This is a genomic window from Streptomyces boncukensis (assembly GCF_011045075.1).
Classification (GTDB): domain Bacteria; phylum Actinomycetota; class Actinomycetes; order Streptomycetales; family Streptomycetaceae; genus Streptomyces; species Streptomyces boncukensis.
Map to the genome: position 1 here is coordinate 1 of NZ_JAAKZZ010000955.1, position 1375 is coordinate 1375.

Annotated in this window: 1 protein-coding gene; it reads right to left on the reverse strand. The window is 78.2% G+C overall.

The features are described from left to right. A partial coding sequence (locus G5C65_RS37275; protein ID WP_165303464.1) for a ComEC/Rec2 family competence protein occupies positions 1–1375 on the reverse strand: 1375 nt, incomplete at both ends.

Genomic DNA, 1375 nt, shown 5'->3' on the forward strand with positions numbered 1-1375 from the left:
CTTCCAGCGTGCTGGTCTGGATCTCGCCGACCGCGCGCCCCCGCAGCACCCCGGGCAGCCCCGCGACATGGTCGGCGTGGAAGTGAGTGAGCACCAGCAGCGGGATCTCCGTGACGCCCAGCCCGCGCAGACAGCGGTCGACCGCCTCCGGATCGGGCCCGGCATCCACCACCACGGCGCCGCCCCCGCCGCCCTTCCCGGCGTCCAGGGCCAGCACCAGGGCGTCGCCCTGGCCCACATCGCACACCACCAGCCGCCAGCCGGGCGGCGGCCAGCCGGTGAACGGGCGGACCAGCGGCGCCGGGCGCACCACGGCCAGCACCAGGACCAGCCCCAGGGCAGCGCACAGCCAGGGCCGGTGCCGCGACCGCAGCCGCACGACGGCGAACACGGCCAGCAGCGTGAGCCCCGCCAGCAGCCCCGCCCCTGCCCAGGTTCCCGGCCAGGCGATCTCGGCGCCGGGCAGCGCCGCCCCCGTCCGGGCCACGGCCGCGATCCCCTCCACCGGCCAGCCCGCCAGCCAGGCCAGCGCCTTCGCGACCGGCATCGCGACCGGCGCGGTGGCCAGCGCCGCGAAGCCCAGCACGGTCGCGGGGGCGACCAGGAACTCGGCCAGCAGATTGCACGGCACCGCGACCAGGCTGACGTGCGCCGCGAGCACGGCGACCACGGGCGCACAGGCCACCTGCGCGGCGGCAGCGGCGGCCAGCGCCTCGGCCAGCCGCCCCGGAACCCCCCTGCGGCGCAGGGCCGCGCTCCAGCCCGGCGCGATGACCAGCAGCGCGGCCGTGGCCAGCACGGAGAGCAGAAACCCGAAGTCCCGCGCGAGCCAGGGGTCGGCCAGCACCAGCGCCAGCACGGCACCGGCCAGCGCGGGCAGCAGCGAGCGGCGGCGGCCGGTGGCGATGGCGAGGATGGTGATCAGCCCGCAGGCAGCCGCCCGCAGCACGCTGGGGTCCGGACGGCAGACGACCACGAAGGCCAGCGTCAGCAGCGCGGCCAGCACGGCGGTGCCCCGGAGCGGAACCCCCAGCCGGGCCGCCAGGCCGCGCCGCTCGGCCCGGTGCGCCCGGCCCGGCGGCCCGATCAACACCACCAGCAGGATCGTCAGGTTGGAGCCGCTCACGGCCAAGAGGTGGAGCATGTCGGCGGTGCGGAAGGCGTCGTCGAGCTCGGGCGGCAGCCGCGAGGTGTCCCCCACCACGAGACCCGGCAGCAGGCCCCGCGCGTCCGCGTCCAACCCTCCGCTCGCCGCACGCAGTCCCGCTCGCAGCTCCCCGGCGACGCGCTGCGCGGCCGTGGGCCCCCTGATGACGTGGGGCGCACCCGCGGCGCGCACCCGCAGCACCGCCGCGATGTCCTGCCCGCCCGGCCC